The organism is Billgrantia montanilacus, from assembly GCF_003336675.1.
GTDB classification, from domain to species: Bacteria; Pseudomonadota; Gammaproteobacteria; order Pseudomonadales; family Halomonadaceae; genus Halomonas; species Halomonas montanilacus.
On record NZ_QPII01000013.1, the window covers coordinates 108,224 to 126,780 of the forward strand.

Annotated in this window: 17 protein-coding genes and 1 other RNA gene; 12 read left to right on the forward strand and 6 right to left on the reverse strand. The window is 63.3% G+C overall.

Annotation, left to right across the window (positions count from 1 at the left end; all coding sequences use genetic code 11):
* Nucleotides 1-28 precede the first annotated feature (28 nt).
* Genes recR through dnaX form a run of 3 tightly spaced genes read right to left on the reverse strand, consistent with a single transcriptional unit; the run spans nt 29 to nt 3,109 of the window.
* Complete coding sequence (recR, locus tag DU505_RS16060) at nt 29-637, reverse strand: recombination mediator RecR (RefSeq protein WP_114480002.1); 609 nt, start codon at nt 635-637, stop codon at nt 29-31.
* Between the two features lie 3 nt (nt 638-640).
* Nucleotides 641-967 (reverse strand): YbaB/EbfC family nucleoid-associated protein, encoded by a 327-nt coding sequence (locus tag DU505_RS16065; protein WP_114480003.1) that lies wholly within the window; start codon nt 965-967, stop codon nt 641-643.
* 39 nt (nt 968-1,006) lie between these two features.
* Nucleotides 1,007-3,109 carry a DNA polymerase III subunit gamma/tau gene (gene dnaX, locus DU505_RS16070; protein WP_114480004.1) on the reverse strand — a complete coding sequence of 701 codons (2,103 nt, stop codon included), beginning with the start codon at nt 3,107-3,109 and terminating at the stop codon, nt 1,007-1,009.
* A gap of 261 nt (nt 3,110-3,370) precedes the next feature.
* On the opposite strand from dnaX, the gene DU505_RS16075 reads away from it, so the two are divergent.
* Nucleotides 3,371-4,582, forward strand: a complete 1,212-nt coding sequence (locus DU505_RS16075) for an iron-containing alcohol dehydrogenase (RefSeq protein WP_114480005.1) — start codon at nt 3,371-3,373, stop codon at nt 4,580-4,582.
* 1 nt (nt 4,583) lies between these two features.
* Here the strand turns inward: DU505_RS16075 and DU505_RS16080 are convergent, their stop codons facing one another.
* Entirely contained in the window at nt 4,584-5,525 is a 942-nt protein-coding gene (locus DU505_RS16080; RefSeq protein WP_114480006.1) for a LysR family transcriptional regulator, read from the reverse strand.
* 111 nt (nt 5,526-5,636) lie between these two features.
* Between DU505_RS16080 and DU505_RS16085 the strand changes: the two genes are divergently transcribed.
* From DU505_RS16085 to DU505_RS16125, 9 genes are all read left to right on the forward strand, one after another.
* Nucleotides 5,637-6,989, forward strand: a complete 1,353-nt coding sequence (locus tag DU505_RS16085) for an aminotransferase family protein (RefSeq protein ID WP_114480007.1) — start codon at nt 5,637-5,639, stop codon at nt 6,987-6,989.
* A 24-nt stretch (nt 6,990-7,013) separates the two neighbouring features.
* Nucleotides 7,014-7,715, forward strand: coding sequence for a CoA transferase subunit A (locus DU505_RS16090; RefSeq protein WP_114480008.1), 702 nt, complete (start codon nt 7,014-7,016; stop codon nt 7,713-7,715).
* The gene (locus DU505_RS16095; protein ID WP_114480009.1) at nt 7,705-8,358 is read left to right on the forward strand and encodes a 3-oxoacid CoA-transferase subunit B; all 654 of its coding nucleotides are present in this window, start codon (nt 7,705-7,707) and stop codon (nt 8,356-8,358) included. Before DU505_RS16090 ends, DU505_RS16095 begins: the two co-directional genes overlap by 11 nt.
* Nucleotides 8,358-9,641, forward strand: a complete 1,284-nt coding sequence (locus DU505_RS16100; RefSeq protein ID WP_114480010.1) for an ArgE/DapE family deacylase — start codon at nt 8,358-8,360, stop codon at nt 9,639-9,641. Before DU505_RS16095 ends, DU505_RS16100 begins: the two co-directional genes overlap by 1 nt.
* Nucleotides 9,638-10,828, forward strand: coding sequence for an acetyl-CoA C-acyltransferase (locus tag DU505_RS16105; protein ID WP_114480011.1), 1,191 nt, complete (start codon nt 9,638-9,640; stop codon nt 10,826-10,828). The genes DU505_RS16100 and DU505_RS16105 overlap by 4 nt, the downstream gene beginning before the upstream one ends.
* A 137-nt stretch (nt 10,829-10,965) precedes the next feature.
* On the forward strand, nt 10,966-11,769 hold the full coding sequence (locus DU505_RS16110; RefSeq protein WP_114480012.1) for a transporter substrate-binding domain-containing protein: 804 nt from the start codon (nt 10,966-10,968) through the stop codon (nt 11,767-11,769).
* 77 nt (nt 11,770-11,846) lie between these two features.
* On the forward strand, nt 11,847-12,503 hold the full coding sequence (locus DU505_RS16115) for an amino acid ABC transporter permease (protein ID WP_114480013.1): 657 nt from the start codon (nt 11,847-11,849) through the stop codon (nt 12,501-12,503).
* 84 nt (nt 12,504-12,587) lie between these two features.
* Nucleotides 12,588-13,241, forward strand: a complete 654-nt coding sequence (locus DU505_RS16120; protein WP_114480014.1) for an amino acid ABC transporter permease — start codon at nt 12,588-12,590, stop codon at nt 13,239-13,241.
* Between the two features lie 12 nt (nt 13,242-13,253).
* On the forward strand, nt 13,254-14,051 hold the full coding sequence (locus DU505_RS16125) for an amino acid ABC transporter ATP-binding protein (RefSeq protein ID WP_340148280.1): 798 nt from the start codon (nt 13,254-13,256) through the stop codon (nt 14,049-14,051).
* A gap of 136 nt (nt 14,052-14,187) precedes the next feature.
* Here DU505_RS16125 and DU505_RS16130 read toward each other — a convergent pair whose 3' ends face one another.
* Nucleotides 14,188-14,493, reverse strand: a complete 306-nt coding sequence (locus DU505_RS16130) for a hypothetical protein (RefSeq protein ID WP_114480016.1) — start codon at nt 14,491-14,493, stop codon at nt 14,188-14,190.
* 302 nt (nt 14,494-14,795) lie between these two features.
* Nucleotides 14,796-14,892, reverse strand: an RNA gene (gene ffs / locus DU505_RS16135) — signal recognition particle sRNA small type.
* Between the two features lie 239 nt (nt 14,893-15,131).
* Here ffs and DU505_RS16140 point away from each other — a divergent pair.
* Together DU505_RS16140 and DU505_RS16145 are read left to right on the forward strand one after the other, a co-directional pair.
* Entirely contained in the window at nt 15,132-16,355 is a 1,224-nt protein-coding gene (locus tag DU505_RS16140; protein WP_114480017.1) for an ATP-grasp domain-containing protein, read from the forward strand.
* A gap of 45 nt (nt 16,356-16,400) precedes the next feature.
* Entirely contained in the window at nt 16,401-18,443 is a 2,043-nt protein-coding gene (locus tag DU505_RS16145) for a hypothetical protein (RefSeq protein WP_114480018.1), read from the forward strand.
* Nucleotides 18,444-18,557 lie beyond the last annotated feature (114 nt).

Genomic DNA, 18,557 nt, shown 5'->3' on the forward strand with positions numbered 1-18,557 from the left:
GCGGTCATCCGGCAATAGGAAAAGTGAATCAGTCGCCGCGAAACGGCAGGCGACCATTGAACGCGCGGCTGAGCGTGCCACCGTCGACATATTCCAGCTCGCCACCCATGGGCACACCATAGGCGAGCCGTGACAGCGATACCCCATATCGCTCGGCCAGTTGAGCGGCAATATAGTGGGCCGTCGCCTCGCCCTCCACGGTGGGGTTGGTCGCCAGGATGACCTCCGTCACCCCGCCTTCGGCCACGCGCGCTTCGAGCTGTTCCAGGCCGATATCTTCCGGGCCGATGCCATCGAGTGGCGACAGATGCCCATGGAGCACGAAATAGCGCCCCTTGTAGCCGCCGGCCTCTTCGATGGCCAACTGGTCGGCCGGCGACTCCACCACACAGAGCAGCGCATCATCACGTCGCCCGCTGGAACAGATAGTGCAGATATCTTCTTCAGTCAGCGTACGGCAGCGACGGCAATAGCCAACCTCTTCCAGTGCCTGTTCCAGCACCGCGGCCAGGCGACGGCCGCCGTCGCGGTCACGCTCGAGCAGATGCATGGCCATGCGCTGCGCGGTCTTGGGGCCGACGCCGGGCAAGACGCGCAGCGACTCCATCAGTCTCTCGACAAGGGGAGAAAAGCTCATCGCTTAGAAGGGCATCTTGAAGCCCGGCGGCAGGTTAAGCCCCGCCGTCGCCTCCTCCATCTTCTCACGGGAGCTGGCTTCCACCTTGCGTACGGCATCGTTCACCGCGGCGGCCAGCAGATCTTCGAGCAGCTCCTTGTCCTCCTCCATGACACTCTGGTCGATATCGACCTTGCTCACATCATGACGACCGTTCATGGTCACCTTGATCATGCCGGCCCCGGCTTCGCCGGTCACTTCGGCCTTGGCGACCTCCTCCTGGACGCGCTGCATCTTTTCCTGCATCTCCTGGGCCTGCTTCATCAGGTTGCCCATTCCACCTTTCATCATGGTCGTTCCTCTCGTTTGGCTAAAAGCGACTGGTCGGTGTCAGGCCCGCGGCGATGCCTCGGCCGGCTTGACGCTGGAGGTGATCAAGCGTGCGCCGAACGCCTCCTGCAACTGGCGCACGTGCGGATCTTTCTCGAGGGCCTCGACCGCCACGGCATGTCGCTCCGCGGCAATGCGATCGGCACGCTGTCGAGGGGTCTCCACCGCCTCCGGCAATGGCCCCGCCTCGATGATCACCTGACGCGTCACGCCGATGCCAGCCAGGGCGTCCTGCACTCGCCGGACATGGATCTCGGCATTCATGGCGTCCTGGCTCGGGTCCAAGCGCAACAGCAGACGGGTACCATTGTCGGATTCGACCACACAATGTGCTGCCAGGTTGCGTGTCAAGCCTCCCAAGCCCAGGGAATCGAAACGTTCCAACCAGGCCGAATGGTCGAAAAGTGCAGAGTCGTCGTCGGATACCTCCCCACTTGTCGGTGTCTCGGCGGGGACGGAATATGGCGTCTCCGCTGCCACATTCGCTTCTACAACAGCCGCTTCCACAACAGCCGCTTCCACGACCGCAGTCGGCTCGGGAGTTGTCTCGGGAGCCGTTTCAAGGACATTAGCCGGTCTGGGAGCCGCCGATTGATGGGCAGCAACCACAGTTTCCCCGGCATGCGGCGCCGGAGGGGGGGCAACGGCCACCTCGTTCGCCTCCTCCCCTAGGCCAAAGTTCTCGGTTTCAGCCACCGGCGGCGGTGCCGACGGTGCGTTCGGTGACGTGTCCGGCACCGCCTCCCAGGGAGGCGGTGCTTCGGCCCGGCCCTGTGCCCTGGGCGGCTCACCCATCGGTTCCGATTCCGGCAGGCCATAGGTGTGAGACGAAGCGGTGTCAGGCGAAGCGATGCCAGGCGAAGCGGTGTCCGGCCCTGCGGCGACGGGCGTATCCCCGGCAGGATGAGAGCCGCCTGGCACGCCGTCTCCGGAAACCGATGGCGTGGCTGGGCCGGGCTCCCCCCGCAGGGGCAGTGGTGTCTTCGCCGGCTGAGGCACACCCTGGGGACGGAAGGCCAGCATGCGCAGCAGCGTCATCTCCAGGGCGGTACGCAGGTCGGGAGCATGAGCCATGTCGCCGCGCCCCTGGATGCCGATCTGATAGTAGAGCTGTATGTCCTCGGGCGTGAAGCGTGCAGCCAACCCCAGCAGCAGGTCGCGGTCGCCATGGCTGTTGTCCAGCGCCCCGGGCACCATCTGGGCAACCGCCAGGCGGTGCAGGACACCGGTGACATCGTCGAGCACCGCAGCGAAATCCGGCCCCTGTTCCGCCAGCTGGGACACCTCATTCAATACACGCGCCGCATCGACCTCCGCCAGCGCCTCGACCAGCGCCACCACATGGCGGTGGTCCAGGGTGCCAAGCATGGCGGCCACATCGACGTGGCAAATCTGTCCCTGGCCAAAGGCAATGGCCTGGTCGGTCAGGCTCATGGCATCGCGCATGGAGCCATCGGCCGCCTTGCCCAGCAGCCACAGGGCGCTCTCCTCGAAGCCGACCTGCTCCGCCTCGAGCACCTTGCCCAGGTGCTCGACGATGCGCTCAGGCGGCATGTTCTTGAGCGTGAACTGGAGGCAGCGCGACAGTACCGTCGGCGGCAGCTTCTGCGGGTCGGTGGTGGCGAGCAGGAACTTGACGTGGGGAGGCGGCTCTTCAAGGGTCTTGAGCAGGGCGTTGAAGCTGCTGGTGGAGAGCATGTGCACCTCGTCGATGAGATACACCTTGTAACGCCCCTGTGTTGGCGCGTACTGCACATTGTCGAGCAGTTCGCGGGTATCCTCCACCTTGGTGCGCGAGGCGGCATCGACCTCGATCAGGTCGACGAAGCGTCCCTCGTCGATGGCCCGGCAGCTGTCGCACTCGCCACAGGGCGTGGAGGTCACGCCCTCGTCACCATGACCCTTTGCCGTACAATTGAGACACTTGGCAAGTATCCTTGCCAGCGTCGTCTTGCCGACCCCGCGGGTGCCGGTGAAAAGATAGGCGTGGTGCAGGCGCCCCTGATCGAGCGCATTGACCAGCGCTCGCTGGACATGCTCCTGTCCAACCAATTCATGGAACGTGCGAGGCCGCCACTTGCGGGCCAGAACCTGATAGCTCATGCAGCGCGGAATCCTTGCAGCTGGGCTGGCTGACAGCCGGTCTGGAAGTGCCTGCTCCGTCGCGAGTACCGCCCCGGACGTGCCGACCACGAAAGCAAACCACCATTCTACCGGCTGAGGCCTGGGGCGCAAAGCGCTGGCGCCAGGCCATGGTAGAAGTGCCGACGGTGGGCCCTCTCGCTACGCCAGGTTGGCCAATTCGCGACTCCGATGCCTATAGTGGGGCTTCGCCCCGATACCGAGAACTGCGAGAGCCCCACCATGGCATCTACCGCCCTTGACCGCATCGATGCCTTTCGCATCGCCCGCCTGCCCGATATCCGCTTCGGTGACGGCAGCATCCATCTCCTGCCGACGCTGATCGCCGACCACGGCAAACGCGTGATGGTGGTCACCGGCAAGCGCTCCTTCGTCGAATCGCAGCACTGGAGCGAGTTGGTGGCGGCCCTCGAGGCGCAGGGTGCGACCTGGCATCACGTCACCATCGAGGGTGAGCCCTCGCCGCAGCGAGTGGACGCCATTGTCAGTGAGCATAGCGACCGGGACATCGATGTGGTGGTCGCCATCGGCGGCGGCAGCGTGCTGGATGCCGCCAAGGCGGTGGCAGGGCTGCTGCGCCCCGGCAACTCGGTGATGGACCACCTCGAAGGCGCAGGTCACGGCCTGCCCTACCGCGGCCCGGCGGTGCCGCTGATCGCCGTGCCGACAACCGCCGGCACCGGCAGCGAGGCGACCAAGAACGCCGTACTCAGCGTGCAGGGGGCAGACGGTTTCAAGAAGTCGTTTCGCGACGAGCGGCTGGTCGCCGCCGTGGCGCTGGTCGATCCCGAACTGCTGACACGCTGCCCCAAGGCGCAGATCGCCGCCAACGGTATGGACGCCTTCACACAGCTGCTGGAATCCTATGTCTCGCTGAATGCCAGCCCCGCCACCGACGCCTTGGCTTGGTCCGGCATGCGGGCGTTCTGCTGTGGTTTCTGGGCGGCCTGGGAGGCGGATCACGCCGCGGCTGACCGCGGCTACGGCCAGCTGGCCTACGCCTCGTTGATGTCCGGGATTACCCTGGCCCAGGCGGGCCTGGGTTCGGTACACGGCCTGGCTTCTCCGCTGGGCGCCTTCTTCCCGATTCCCCACGGCACGGTATGCGGCACCCTGGTCGCCGAGGCCACGTCGATCAACGTTGCGGCGCTGCGTCAGCGAAACGCTGGCGGTGTGGCGCTAACCAAGTTCGGCGAGGTTGGCCGCCTGGTCAGCGGTGCGCCCGAACTGAGCGACAGCGACGCCTGCGATGCACTGGTCGCGACGCTGCGCGAATGGACTCAACGGCTGGAGATGCCGAGACTGGGCGCCTACGGCATTGGCCACAGCGATATCGAACGGGTGGTCGCCGGTGCCCGGGGCGGCAGCATGAAGACCAACCCGCTGGAACTCACCGACGCCGAGCTGGGCGACCTGCTGACGAGACGGCTGTAGCTCATCTCTCGCTCAGAGGCTCGTCAAGCGTCACGGCAGGATAGCCTCCCAGCAGCGCCCTGCCCCGTTCGCGCAGGAAATCGAGCACCCTGGCCTGCTTCCAGTTTTCCCGATAGACCAACCCGAAACTGAATGCCATGGACGGCGAGAACGGCCGCATCACCACACCGTCGCGGTGAGTGAGCTGATCCTGGGCGGTAATCGGATTTATCACCGTGATACCGACATGGTTGGCTACCAGAGCGGTGATGGTGCCGATATTGGCCTCGGTCTTGCCGGCGATCTGCACCCGGTGCTGACTGGTCAACTCCAGCAGCGGGTTGGTACTGATGCTCGGCTGATTGCTGATCACCAGATGCTGGCCACTCAGGTCCTGCACGTCGATGCGCTCCTGCACCGCCAGCGAATGTCTCGCCGGTACCAGGCAGACGGCCTCGGTAGTGAACCATGGATCTACCCGCAGCACCCGCGATGTGATGGGCAGGGTGACGAAGCCGATGTCGGCATGACTCGACTCCACCGCAAGCTGGACCTCATGGCTCGACATCATGTCGAGGCTGACGCTGAATTGCCGATTCTCCTCCAATAGTGCCGCCACCAGCCGTGGCACGAAGCCGAATGACAGCCCCGGTACCGCGGCAATGCGCAGTCGCGAGGTGCCGAACTCCTTGAGCGCCAGCACGCTGTGGCGCAACTCCTCGATATTGCCCATCAGGCGCAGGATTTCCTCGTAGAGCTCACGTGCCTCAGGCGTGGCCAACAGCCGGTTCTTCTCCCTCAGGAACAGCTGGATACCCAAGTTCTCCTCCAGCTGCGCCAGGGAGCGGCTCACTCCCGACTGGGTGATACCCAGGGTGCGTGCCGCCTGGGAGGCGGTACCCGCTTCGAACAGCGTCTTGAAGATCGCCAGCGCCTTGAGGGAGTGGATATTGACATCAGCCATGACTTTAACTCATAGAATTCGATAAAAAGATCATATATTGAAATACTTGCCGTTCGCTACATAGACTGCTGACAACCGTTCACAAACAAGTAACGATAATCGAGCGTCTCAATGGACCCATCACCCCTCTTCTATCAGGCGGGCCCCGCCCTGCCCGAAATCAGCCACGCTCAAGGCGTCTATCTCTGGGACGACACTGGCAGGCAGTACCTCGACGGCTGCTCCGGTGCCATTTCCTGCAACCTCGGCCACGGCCGTGACGACATCCGCGATGCCATGCTTGCCCAGCTCGACCGCGTGGCCTTCACCTATCGCACCCAGTTCGAAAACGCCCCCGCGGTGGCCTTGGCCAAGGCCCTGGTCGGCCTCACTCACGGACAACTGGAGAAAGTCTTCTTCGTCTCCAGCGGCTCAGAGGCGGTGGAATCGGCGCTGAAGCTGGCCCGCCAGTACTTCGTTGCCAGGGGCGAGCCACAGCGGCGGCGCTTCGTTTCGCTGCGCCCTTCCTATCACGGCAGCACCCTGGGCGCCTTGGGCGTTACCGGCTATCACCCTCTGGAAGCCCCCTTCACCGATATCACCATCGGCTCCCTCAAGGTCGCCGGCCCCGATTTCTATCGCCATACCGACGCTGACGACACGCGACACGTGGCTCGGGTGCTTGCCGACACCCGTACCGCCATCGAGGCCGCCGGCCCCGACACCATCGCCGCCTTCGTGCTGGAGCCGGTGGGCGGTGCCAGCACCGGTGCGCGCATGCTCGACCGAGCCTACCTCGAGGGTATCCGGGCGCTGTGCGATGAGTACGGCTGCCTGCTGATCCTCGATGAAGTGCTTACCGGTATCGGGCGCACCGGCGCCTGGTTCGCCTACCAGCACTACGGCGTCACACCCGATCTGCTGGCCACCGCCAAAGGGCTCGGCGCCGGCTACTATCCGGTGGGAGCGCTTCTCGCCCGCGCCGACATCGTAGAGACGGTGATGGCCTCGGGCGGCTTCCAGCACGGCCACACCTATGCCGGCAACCCGCTGGCCTGCGCTACCGGTCTGGCGGTGGTGGAGGCCATGCAACGCGAAGGCGTGCTCAGCAACGTTGCCGCACGCGGCCGGGAGCTGGAGGCTGGCCTCAAGGCACTCCAAGCTCGCTTCCCCTGGGTGGGAGACGTGCGCGGCATGGGGCTGCTATGGGGCGTGGAGCTGGTGGCCGACCCAGTCACCAAGGCTCCCTTCCCCGCCGAACATAACTACTTCGCCCGGATCGCCGCACTGGCCAAGGAAGAAGGCCTTCTGATCTACCCGCGGCGCACCCTGGACGGCCTGGCCGGTGACCATTTCCTGGTCACGCCGCCACTGATCATCGACGCCGCCGACACAGCCGAGCTACTCGACCGCCTCGAACGCGCCATGGTGCGCTTCGACCGCGAAGTGGCCGCATCGGCACCAGCGAGCGCGCTGACACCCTGACCGCCAGACGGAAAAGGCACTTTCATGACGCTTCTCTATCAGAAATATCGCCCTATCGAGGAGGCCGTTGCCGCCATCCCGCATGGCGCCTCGATCATGGTCGGCGGCTTCGGCTCGCCGGGCACGCCCTTCGCCCTGATTGACGAGCTGCTGGCCCAGGGCCAGCGCGACCTCACCCTGATCAAGAACGATGCCAACGAGCCGGGCATCGGCATCGGCAAGCTGATCGAGGCTGGCCGCGTCAGCCACCTGATCACGTCGCACATCGGTCTCAACCGTGATGCCATCGCCGCGATGAACCGGGGCGAACTCCATGTGACGATGCACCCACAGGGACTCCTGGCGGAAAAGATCCGTAGTGCCGGCGCCGGCCACCATGGTTTTCTCACCGACATCGGTCAAGGAACGGAGATCGCGACTCGGCGCCGAGAGATCGAGCTGGAAGGCCGGACCTGGGGCATCGAGCCGGCGCTGTATGCCGATTTCGCTCTGGTCCACGCCGAGCGCGCCGATCGCTACGGAAATCTGATCTATCGCGCCACCGCCAGCAATTTCAATCCGCTGATGGCCATGGCCGCCGATACCGTCATCGCCCAGGCCTACCGTGTCGACGAACCCGGCAGCCTGGCGCCCGAGTCGATCCACACCCCCTGCGCTTTCGTCAGCCAGGTGGTGCAGGTCGCCCCCGCCACCAGCGAACAAGGGAGGCGCGCCCATGTCGGCTGATCAACAGCGCATCCTCACTCGCGCCGCCCGCGAGGTCATTCCGGGCCAGATCGTCAATCTGGGCATCGGCCTGCCCACCCGGCTGTTCCACTACCTGCCGGAGGACCTGGAGGTATTGGTGCACTCCGAGAATGGCGTGCTGGGCTGCCGCCCTCGCCATGCTGACGAGGCACCGGACTACGAGATGATCGACTCCGGCGGCGCCTATATCGCCACCCGCCCCGGCGCCAGTGTCTTCGACAGTGCCATCTCCTTCGCCATGATCCGCCGCAGCCGGGTCGACCTCACCTTCATGGGCGCCTTCGAGGTCGATGAGCTGGGCAATCTCGCCAACTGGAAGATTCCCGGCAAGTTCTCACCGGGTATCGGCGGCGCCATGGAGCTGGCCCAGAAGGTGAAACGTCTGGTGATCCTCTGCTCGCACAACGACAAGCACGGCAACGCCAAGATTCTCCAGCGCTGCCGCCTGCCGCTGACCGCAGAGCGCTGCGTGTCGCGGATCATCACCGACAAGGCGGTGATGGACGTGACCCCGCAGGGGCTCACCGTGGTGGATATCGCCGAGGGGCTCAGCGTTGCCGAGCTGCGCGAAGCCACCGACGCCAAACTGATCGTCGATGACGCGCAACTGGGGAGGTTCTGATGCTCACCGCCACCGAGAAGCGCATCGTGGAGCACTGCGTGGGGCTAATGGACGATACGCTGGCGCTGACCCGCGACCTGGTACGTGGCTACAGCGTACTGGGAGAGGAGCACGGCGCGCTTGCGACCATGGAACGCTGGTTCGAGCACCTCGAGCTGCCGGCCACCCGGGTACCGCTGGACGCCCCCGGCTTCGCCGAGCACCCCCACCGCGCCCCCGTCGAATGGGCCTGTGACGGACGCTACAATCTGGTGGCCCGACTCAACGCCGGCGCCCCAGGGCCACACCTGGTATTCAACGGCCACCTGGACGTGGTGCCCGCCGAGCCCACCGACATGTGGACCCGGCCACCCTGGGAGCCCTGGGAAAAGGACGGCTGGCTCTTTGGTCGTGGCGCCGGAGACATGAAGGCCGGCATCGCCGCCATGACCATGGCCGTACAGGCGGTGCGCAAGGCCGGCGTAGCCATCAACTTCCCGCTGACCCTGCAGACGGTTATCGAGGAGGAGTGCACCGGCAACGGCGCCCTGGCCTGCCTGCACCAGGGTTACAGCGGCGATTTCGTGCTGATCCCCGAGCCCTTTGGCAGCCAGATCTACGCCGGCCAGGTGGGCGTGCTCTGGTTCCGCATGCGCATCAACGGCGTGCCGGCCCATGTCCTCGACACCCGCGCCGGCAGCAACGCTATCGAGACCCTCGTCGAGTACCTGCCCGCCTTCAAGGCCCTGGAGGCCGAAATCAACGCCCTGCCGCGCCAGGCGCCCTATGACAGCCTCGATAGCCCCTTCAACCTGAGCATCGGCAAGATCGAGGGCGGCAACTGGGCCTCCAGCGTGCCGGCCCACGCCATTCTCGAAGGCCGTGTCGGCTTCCCGCCGGGCATGACGCCCAATGAGGTCATGAATCGCGTGCGCGAGTGCATCGAGGCGCGCCACGCCGAGCTCGGCGATGGCAGCCCCACCCCAAGGGTGGAATTCCACGGCTTTCGCTCCGAGGGCTTTCTGGTCGACCTGGAGACACCGGGCATCGCGCTGCTCTCGCGCTGCCACCAGGACCTGCTCGGCGAGCCGCCGAAGTCCTATCTCTCTACCTGCACCACCGACCTGCGCGCCTTCCACGTCAGCGGCGAGATCAACGGCACCTGCTACGGCCCGGTGGCCCAGCGCATCCACGGCGTCGATGAATGCGTGGAGATCGACTCGATTCGCCACGTGCTCACCACCTATGCGCTGTTCATCCACCGCTGGGCGGAAATGGCCAAAGCTGGGGAGAGCGAATCATGAAAGAGGCCTATCTGGTCGACTACACCCGCAGCGCCTTCACCCGTGCCCACCCTCGCAAGCCGGAGGTCGACGGCTGGGCAGACACCCGCGGTGACGCCCTGCTCGCCCAGGTGATCGACGGCCTGCTTACCCGCACCGGCCTCAATCCCCAGGCGGTGGAGGATCTCAGCGTCGGCTGTGCACTGCCGGTCAAGGAGCAGTGGAGCTTTGGTGGGCGCTATCCGCTGTGGCTCTCCCGGAAGTTGGGGCCGCAGGGCCGTGACTGCGCCACCCGCCAGATCGACCAGCAGTGCGGCTCGGGGCTTGCCGCCCTGCGCAGCGCCGCCCGGGAGATACAGGTCGGCGCAGTGGAGGTGGCCGTGGCCGGCGGCTTTGAAAACATGACCCGTGTCCCCATGGGCCCCGCCCTGTTCAAGGAGGGTACGCTGACCTCACCCGAGGCGCTGAATGGTGCCGAATGGCTCGAACTCGAGGTGGCGTTGAACATGGGCCTCACCGCCGAGCGCCTGGCCCAGGCGGCTGGCATCGCGCGCGACGAAATGGACGCGTTCGCCTTGGCGTCCCACCGCCGCGCCGCCCGGGCCGATGCCGAGGGCCACTTCGACGGCGAACGCCTGGCGCTGGCCAATCCTGCCGGAGATAGCATCGAACGCGACGCCAATATTCGCCCCGATACCAGCCTGGAACGCCTGGCCGGGCTCGCTCCGGTCTTCCTCGAAGACGGCCGAGTGACGGCCGGCAACAGCTCGCCGCTCACCTCCGGTGCCGCCGCGGCGCTGCTGATGTCCTCGGCCGCCCTCGAGCGCCACGGCGCCACGCCGCTGGCACGCATCGTCGCCATCGCCGACTGCGGCGTGGCGCCTGAGCGCATGGGCGCCGGTGCCGCGACGGCAGCCGCGCAGGTACTGGCGCAGGCGGGGCTCGTTGCATCGCAGATCGACGCCTGGGAGATCAATGAAGCGTTTTCCGCCGTGCCGCTGCATGCCATGCGCACGCTTGGTCTAGACCCTGCAGGCGTCAACGTATGGGGCGGCGCCCTGGCGCTAGGACACCCCTTGGGCGCCACCGGCGTGCGCCTGGCTGGCACCTTGGCACGAATCCTGGCCCACCGCGGTGGACGTTATGGCTGTGCCGCCGCCTGCGTGGGTGGGGGCCAGGGCATCGCAATGATCATCGAACGTGTGTGACCTGGAGGTGATAAGGCAGCAAGAGCCGAACCCGTCTCGATTGCGTAAAGCAGCAACGAGACATGTCGCGACGCTGACTGTGTCGCAAATCCACAGCAACACTCCCAACAATCATCCATCACAGAGCAGGAATCGACATGACAATTCATAAAAAGTCTTTTCATCGTCCCTTTATCGGCGCCCTGGCAGTACTCGGCGTGATCTCCCTGGCAAGCATGTCGGCCCAGGCGAGAGACTTACCCGAGATTCAGGAAGACGTCTTTCAGGTCGCCAATTCTGGTGCTTATCCCCCTTTCAGCTATGTCGATACGGCCGGAAACCTGGTCGGCTTCGATGTGGATATCGCTGAAGCCCTGGCAGACAGGATGGGGGTCGAGGTCAATATCCAGACCTCTCCATGGAACGGCATCGTCGCCGCCCTGGCCGGTGGCCGCTTCGATGCCTGTATCTGCAGCATGAGCGTTACGGAAGAGCGCGAACAGGCCGTCGACTTCACCGACAGCTACTACAGTTCAGGTCTCTCCATATGGGTTCAGGCTGGCACCGATGACGTCAACAGTATCGAGGACTTCTCCGGCAAGCGAGTGGGTTCGACCCTCGGTGAGACAGGCAATCAGTGGGCCACCGAGAACGGCGAAGGAAAATGGCGCAACCAGACGTTTCAGGGCTTGCCCGACATGCTCAACGCACTCACAACAGGACGAATCGACGTCATGATCGCCGATGATATTCCCGTCTACGTGGCGCTCAATGACCAGGACCTCGCCATCAAGGAAGTCAATGTCGGTGAACTGCCCAGCTGGCCTGCCGCCATTGCCACCCAAAAGAACAAGCCACAGCTCCAGGAAGCCCTCAATAAGGCACTGGCCGACATCAAGGAAGATGGCACTTATCAGGAAATCGTCGACAAGTGGATCGGCGAAGGAGTCGAGTTCGACTAGATGATCCTGACGCAGCAGGGCGCAAGCCCTGCTGATCTGAATCAGCGTCTTATCACAACAACAGAGTAAAGGGGATCATGGACATCAACTTGATGATCGAAATAATGCCGCTGCTGGTGAAGGCGGCCTGGGTAACCATCGATATATCGGTTCGTGCCCTGTTCTTCGGTTTCTTCATCGCCTCCGCTCTGGTGGCGCTGCGAAGCTCACGAACGCCCCCCGTCCGCTGGCTGGCACGGAGCTATATCAGCGTCGTTCGCGGCACCCCCTATTTCGTCCAGCTGCTATTGGTCTTCTATGGCGGACCTGCAGTCGGCCTGCGCCTCGACCCTTTCACCTGCGGTGTGGTGGTCGGCGCCTTCAACATCGGCGCCTACATGAGCGAGGCCATTCGAGGCGCCATCATATCGGTCGACAGTGGGCAGAATGAGGCGTCACGGTCGCTGGGTTTTGGACGCTTCGCGACGCTCCAGCACATTGTTCTACCTCAAGCGGCCGGCCTGATGATTCGATCTGTCGGTGTGCTGGCCATCATTTTGGTCAAGAACTCTTCGCTGGTATCCATCATCTCGGTGGTCGAGCTGACCTATCAGGCTCAGCGCCTGATCGGCTCTACCTACAAGCCCCTGGAAGTCTTTTCGCTGAGCGCCCTGATGTACATCGTCATCATCTATGCGGTCATGGGCATCGTTGAGCTCCTCTACCGTCGCGCCACGCGATACACCTATTTATAGAGGCACCTGGGTATAGAAGCGCTCGGCTATAGAGGCGCTTGGCAATAGAACCGCCTGGCAATAGAACAAACAGGGTAAGCCACCATGGAATTCGATTTCAGTCCCGTCATCACCTACTTTCCAACCCTTGTCAAGGGTATAGGCGCCACGCTTCTGATTGGCCTTGTCGTCGGCATCATGTCGATCATAGGCGGCCAGATCGTCGCAGTGATCACGCTCTATACGAAGAAGGTCGTGAACTGGCCGCTGCGCTTCTTTATCTGGCTTTTCATGACCACCCCGCTGCTGCTCCAGCTCTACTTCCTCTATTTCGGCCTTGGTCAATGGATCTTGATCCCCGCCATCGTAGTAGGCGTTCTGGGCCTCGGCTTCCACTATATGGCCTACAACGCCGATATCTTCATAGCCACCATCAAGTCGGTTTCAAGTGGGCAGTATGAAGCCTCACGGTCATTGGGTTTCGGCCATCTTGCCACCCTCTTTTATATCATTCTTCCTCAGGCGCTCTATCGCGCTATCCCCCAGCTCGGTAACAACATGATCATCATGGTGAAGGACATCTCGGTGCTCTCCGCCATCGGCATTGCCGAGCTGGTCTATCTCTCACAGTATGCCATCAGCGTGACGTTTCGCCCCTTCGAGTTCTATATCACGATCGCCGTCATCTACTACCTGATCAATATCCTGATGGAGACCGGCCAATCCTGGGTAGAGCGCCGTGCCGCCACTCGCCGCTAACAAGGACCTCACATGACACAAGCAACGAATACTCCCATGGTCGAGCTCAAGGGGGTCAAGAAACGATTCGGAGACCTTGAGGTGCTCAAGGGTATCGATCTCAAGGTCGACCGCGGCAAGATCATCTCCATCATCGGCCCGTCAGGGTCAGGAAAAAGCACGCTGCTGCGATCCATCAACAACCTGGAGGTGATCGACGAAGGCAGCATCCTGCTGGATGGTGTACAGGTCAACAGACCGGACCTGAAGGGCTTCGCCTTCGAGCGGCACATCAACCACATCCGCCAGAACATGGGCATGGTGTTCCAACACTTCAATCTCTTTCCGCACCTTTCGACGCTGGAAAACGTGACGCTGGCACCAAGAAAGCTGAAAGGGATGGATGCCAGAAGCGCCCGGGAGCTGGGTATGGAACTGCTGGAGCGCGTGGGCCTGGTGGACAAGGCCTCGGTCTACCCCAGCTCCCTCTCGGGCGGGCAGAAGCAGCGCGTAGCCATCGCTCGCGCCCTGGCCATGCGCCCCAAGGTCATGCTCTTCGACGAAGCCACTTCAGCCCTGGACCCCGAGTTGGTGGAAGAAGTGAACCAGGTCATGAAGAGCCTCGCCGAGGAGCACATGACCATGCTCATCGTCACCCACGAGATGGGCTTCGCACGCGATGTGTCCGACTGGGCCATGTTCATGGACGGCGGCGTGGTGGTGGAGGAGAACACCCCCGACTACTTGTTCTCCCACCCTGACGAGGAGCGCACTCGCCACTTCCTGCGTAAGCACCTGGGGAGCCAGGCTCAGCCGCAGGGACAATCTTGACCCCGCTGCCAGGGAGCCCTCATCTCCCCTGCACGATGATTGACCCTGCCCGGGAGAACTGGGAGCAACGCAGAGGGGAGGCCACCGGCCTCCCCTCTCGCACAGTATTGTCGCGTATAGACTGTCGATGCCAGGCTCAGGCGCAGTCGGAGGCACCCGATCCGAACATGTCGAAGAGCAGCTCGCGACCCAGCGAGGTGAGCACGAACCGGCCGGACTCGTTATAGGAGGCGGCTTCACTGCACTCCAGCACCTGCTGGCAGGTGGCCCAGTCGTCGGAAGCCTGGCTGAGTTGCTGAATGGCACTACGATCGAGGCCACGGTGGGGAACGCTGACCGTCTCAAGCACATGGCCCTGCCGGTACAGGAGCGCGGCCATGTTGGAAATGCACTGGCGCAAGCTTCGCTGGATGCCGGCTGCCGCAGAAATATCGTTGGTCATGATGCCATTGCTCCTCTCGCAAGAGTTTGCTGCAGCGCATTATACCAAGCGAAACGAACTACGACCATAGTCTATTGCAACGAAGGTCGCGGAGACTGGCACGAAACAGACTAGAATGGCTAGCCAGAGGCTTCTGGCGTGATGTCGACGGGCAGCACGGGCTCAGAAAAATGACACTGCTTCATCTCGAAGCCGGCGGCAGAGCGTGAAGGCACTCACCGAAAGGCATGCACCGAAACGCAGAGGGGGGGGTATAGAAAAAACCAGAACCAATCCAGGCGTACTACCCTGAATGGAGGCAGCCCCGACAGCCACATCCCGGCACACGCGACCACCACTACCGTTGCTCCCTTCCGGGCCTGGCGGGGTTTGCGGTTTAGCGTTGCGGGAGGACCGACGGGGCCACCACTGCGCGACTCTGCTGTATGCACCAGGCCAGGAAAACGGCCCGGTGAGCAGTGCCGAACTCGGCGCGGCATCAACGACTTGCCGAGTGCGGGTGCACTATACCAGCGGCCAGGCAGGCCAGCAAGCGCAGGCTCTCGGTATGGGACCCAACCATGCTAAGCGTTGACGATTCGTGTAGGGTGAATGGGAAAACGACGACGAAAAACACGACACCGCTCAGGAGGCGTACCATGAACAAGGACACCAACAAGGGCTATATCGCACTACTCGGCTGGAGCCTCAACGCCATCGAGGCCGCTGAGAATTTCGACCGACGCTACGTGGTGGTAGCCCCCGACTGGGCGGAGGAGTATTGCACGAAGCACGACATCCCCTATGTTTCCTGGCACTTTGAGCGTCTCAATGACAGCTCACTGGATATCGCTGAAAAGCTTCAGGGTATGGGCGTCGATGTGGCGATTCCCCTGTTCGAGGAAACCGTCGAATGGGCCGGCGCCATCAACTCGGTACTCATGGACAACCCGCGCCTCTATGGCCAGTCGCTGCTGCTGCGTGACAAGGCGCTGATGAAGCGCCGTGCCCAGCTTGGCGGCATCCGCGTGGGTATTTTCGAGGAAGCCCACGACAAGGGCGATGTCATCCGCTTTCTCAAGCGGGTCAACCAGACCCTGCTCAAGCTCGACGGCGACCCCAACGACCCCATCCACCTCAAGGCCTTCGACAAGGCTGGCTGCCTGGGCCACCGGGTGATCCGCACCCCGGACGAAGTCGATACCATTCCGGACGAGGAATTCCCGGTGCTGATGGAGTCGCACCTGGATGGCTGGGAGTTCGCCGTCGAGGCCTGGATCCACAACGGCAAGATCGCCTTCCTCAACATTTCCGAATACGTGACCCTGGGCTACTCAGTCTTCGTCCCGGCCTCGCCGGAACTCGAGAGTTATCGCCCGCAGATCACCGCGCAGATCGAGAAACTGATCAAGGCCTTCGATATCGACTTCGGCCTGATCCACCCCGAGTACTTCGTTACCAGCGACGGTGAGATGTACTTCGGCGAAGTCGCCTATCGTCCGCCCGGGTTCAAGGTGTTCGAGCTGCTGGAGCGGGTCTACGGCTTCAACGCTTATCAGGCGAGCATGCTGGTCTTCGACCCCAAGACCACCCCGGATGAGGTCAAGGCCTTCTTCCCCAGGGAAGTGGAGGATGCCAAATGCTACGCAGGTTGCTTCGGGGTGTATCCGCGACGCCGCGTGGTCAGCCGCCTGGAGATTCCCGAAGAGGTCGAGGACGATCCCTACTTCGAGTCTCACGAGCTGACGCCGCCCATGGAAGAAACAGTCACCAAGCGTACCGCCTTCGGCACGCACTGGGGGCTGATCTACTTCAAGGGCGACGAGGCCGCACGCATGAAGGATCTGCTCAAGAATATGGAAGAGCTTGATTTCTATGTCTGATCAAGGCGTCATGAACACCATGACAGCCTGACAAGAGGAGTCGGCGTGACCACGCACCGACACACGCAAGAGATAGGTTTGCCCGCAGGCGACGACAAGCTTCGTGGCCTGCTGGCGAAATTCGACGAGGCGATCGCCCTGCTCGCAGAAGCGCGCGCGTTCACCAAACCAACGAAGCTGCCCCGCGTGCTGGATACCGCACGTCGGGTGCTGCTTCAGGAGGGGGGCGCCGCAGAAGTGGAGGCCCGCTCCCAGGCACTGGAGGAAGCCGGTGTCTTCGCCGGCTCCGATTGGGAAACGCCGCAGTACCTGCTGCCCTCCCTGACCACCCATGCCCTCAAGAGCGCCGATCCCAACATGGTGGTGATCGAGTCGCTGAGCGAACTGCGCCTGGTGGCGGTGGCCAAGGATGAATACCTCCACCCGCTGATATCCGCAGAACAGGCCCACCACTACTTGACGCAGGTGCTGGCGCTCAATCTCTGGCTGCTGTTCAGCACGCCGAGCGAAGCCGAGCGCGAGACCCAAGGCAGGCTGGCACAGATACCACGCCACCTGTTTCGTCACCTGGCCGATCGAATCGGCTATGAACACATCATCGACAAGCTGATCGAGGAGATCTGGCGCATCCTCCAGCAGCGCCCGATCCAGGTCGATTCGGTCAAGCAGATGATCACCCAGATCGCCATCTGTCAGTCCGACCCGACGATCGACCTGGGCATCAGTGGGCAGGGCGCCGACCGCCTGGTCAGTTCCCTGTACGGCCCCACCCAGGCGTGTCGCGAGGATCCCGGCGTGGAGATCTACCGTGAGCGGCTCTCCAGCATGGACAGCTCGGCGCTGCAGAGCGAGGCCACCGGCTTTGCCCGCGCCATGCACGATACCGGCTTGGCTTCGGCCTACCATCCGGTGCTGCTACGCCACCTGCTCGATCACGGCGATCATCTGGTGGCCGAAGCGCTGGGCCTCTCCTCGACCGGTCGGGACTGCCTGCTCTGTTATCGCGAACTGGTGCATGCGCTGATCCGCGGCGCGGTACACCCGGCGACCCCCCAGTCGGTCTATGGCCTTGCGCTGATGCTGGAGCGCGGCATTCTCTATCAACCCCCAGTGGCTCCGGCCATGTGGCGCCAGCTAGGACTCTCGCTCTCCGACTGGTCCAAGGCACGGATCGAGCTGGCCTATGGCGACGTGGTCTCGCCACGAGCAAGGCTGCTCGAGGGAGTGCTTTGCATGCTGGGCCTACCGCTGGGTGTAGGCCAGGGCAACAACCCCACCTGCCAGTCGGCGCGCGCCCTGTCGATGTGGGCCTACAACGACCCGGACTACCTGCTGCAGATGGTCGCCTGGGCCGCCCGTGACGACGAGATCATCATGCACTTCGAAGGCATGCCCCTCTCCTCCATGGCCAGCCTGGAAGGGGTCGCCAAGGAGCTGCCGGTCGACCTCGACCCGGTCTCCCTGCTGGTGGTACCACACCTGGATCGCATCTACGCCGAGATGGGCCGCCGCTGTATCGGGCGCGAGGGGGACCCCCACCGCTGGGTCAACCCCGAGTTTCACGGCTGGTGGTCCGGCCGCGGCTTTCGCATCAACGTCGATGTGGCAACGGGGCAGCTCCAAGACCTGGATGCCTTCCTGCGTCACTTCTATGCCAGCTACCACCCCTACTACAACGGCAACCAGCCGCTGATCCATCCTCAGCCTGCCGGCATTGCCGTGACCGACAGCGCCGCGCGCTTCATCGGCTGGCACGCCATTACGGTGCTGCGTGTCACGCTGGATCCCAGTGATATCATGCGGGTCTACTTCTACAACCCCAACAACGACAGCGGCCAGGATTGGGGCGATGGCATCAAGGTCAGCACCGCCGGCAATGGCGAACGCTTCGGCGAGGCGTCGCTGCCTTTCGAACAGTTCGCCTCCCGCCTGTATATCTTCCACTACGATCCGCTCGAGCGCGGTGAGCTGACCAAGATTACCCAGGAAGAGCTCGATCGGGCGGTCGGCTACATCCATCGCAGTTGGGGCTCGGACCGCATCCCGCCAACGCAACTCCAGGCCGACCAGGGCCCCGCGCAAGCCTAGATACCATCTCTCCTAACCGGCCACAAACATCCCATCAGGCGGTTTGTGGCCGGTATTCGGTTTGCGTCTTGAGGACCCCGTAAGCTATGTGGACCAGCTTACGCATCGCCGCCC

Excerpts from the sequence above, each read along its gene's own strand:
- dnaX (WP_114480004.1), bottom strand. The coding sequence starts at position 3,109 with ATGAGCTATCAGGTTCTGGCCCGCAAGTGGCGGCCTCGCACGTTCCAT.
- DU505_RS16090 (WP_114480008.1), top strand. The coding sequence starts at position 7,014 with ATGACGCTTCTCTATCAGAAATATCGCCCTATCGAGGAGGCCGTTGCC.
- DU505_RS16085 (WP_114480007.1), top strand. The coding sequence starts at position 5,637 with ATGGACCCATCACCCCTCTTCTATCAGGCGGGCCCCGCCCTGCCCGAA.
- DU505_RS16125 (WP_340148280.1), top strand. The coding sequence starts at position 13,254 with ATGACACAAGCAACGAATACTCCCATGGTCGAGCTCAAGGGGGTCAAG.
- DU505_RS16120 (WP_114480014.1), top strand. The coding sequence starts at position 12,588 with ATGGAATTCGATTTCAGTCCCGTCATCACCTACTTTCCAACCCTTGTC.
- DU505_RS16130 (WP_114480016.1), bottom strand. The coding sequence starts at position 14,493 with ATGACCAACGATATTTCTGCGGCAGCCGGCATCCAGCGAAGCTTGCGC.
- DU505_RS16095 (WP_114480009.1), top strand. The coding sequence starts at position 7,705 with ATGTCGGCTGATCAACAGCGCATCCTCACTCGCGCCGCCCGCGAGGTC.
- DU505_RS16100 (WP_114480010.1), top strand. The coding sequence starts at position 8,358 with ATGCTCACCGCCACCGAGAAGCGCATCGTGGAGCACTGCGTGGGGCTA.
- DU505_RS16105 (WP_114480011.1), top strand. The coding sequence starts at position 9,638 with ATGAAAGAGGCCTATCTGGTCGACTACACCCGCAGCGCCTTCACCCGT.
- DU505_RS16115 (WP_114480013.1), top strand. The coding sequence starts at position 11,847 with ATGGACATCAACTTGATGATCGAAATAATGCCGCTGCTGGTGAAGGCG.
- recR (WP_114480002.1), bottom strand. The coding sequence starts at position 637 with ATGAGCTTTTCTCCCCTTGTCGAGAGACTGATGGAGTCGCTGCGCGTC.
- DU505_RS16080 (WP_114480006.1), bottom strand. The coding sequence starts at position 5,525 with ATGGCTGATGTCAATATCCACTCCCTCAAGGCGCTGGCGATCTTCAAG.
- DU505_RS16065 (WP_114480003.1), bottom strand. The coding sequence starts at position 967 with ATGATGAAAGGTGGAATGGGCAACCTGATGAAGCAGGCCCAGGAGATG.
- DU505_RS16140 (WP_114480017.1), top strand. The coding sequence starts at position 15,132 with ATGAACAAGGACACCAACAAGGGCTATATCGCACTACTCGGCTGGAGC.
- DU505_RS16110 (WP_114480012.1), top strand. The coding sequence starts at position 10,966 with ATGACAATTCATAAAAAGTCTTTTCATCGTCCCTTTATCGGCGCCCTG.
- DU505_RS16075 (WP_114480005.1), top strand. The coding sequence starts at position 3,371 with ATGGCATCTACCGCCCTTGACCGCATCGATGCCTTTCGCATCGCCCGC.